Below are 338 nucleotides of genomic sequence, written 5' to 3' on the forward strand. Positions count from 1 at the left end.
TATTAACCAAGTTTGCCAATATCTCAACCTGGCTAATTGCCAGTAATGATCTCCATGCATTTTTAACGTCGCTCCAGCGAAGGCTGGAGACTACCGGGCTGGCGCTCCAGTGGCGTTGGTTGTTCACGAATACCATTCGCCAATACTTTCAACGCCAACATGCAAGCAATATCGTCGTGAGCAATTAGCACCTCGGCATACCACGAACGACACTAGGGAATGTCTGATTAAGTTCTAATTTTCTTCAATTTCAAAATCATGTTCAGGCAAAAGCATGAAATGCGTTGCAGGAACATGATGATCTTCATAAATTGGGGAACATCTCCCCCATCTGTATC

At 44.4% G+C, this 338-nt stretch carries 1 protein-coding gene; it reads left to right on the top strand.

Annotated features, from left to right (window positions below; translation table 11 throughout):
• Positions 1–188 (top strand): hypothetical protein (locus tag ACO0LD_RS31810; protein WP_423013544.1); only part of this gene is annotated, 188 nt, incomplete at its 5' end.
• Between the last annotated feature and the right edge of the window lie 150 nt (positions 189–338).

The sequence above is a fragment of the Undibacterium sp. Ji83W genome (assembly GCF_049340385.1).
Taxonomy (GTDB): domain Bacteria; phylum Pseudomonadota; class Gammaproteobacteria; order Burkholderiales; family Burkholderiaceae_D; genus Undibacterium.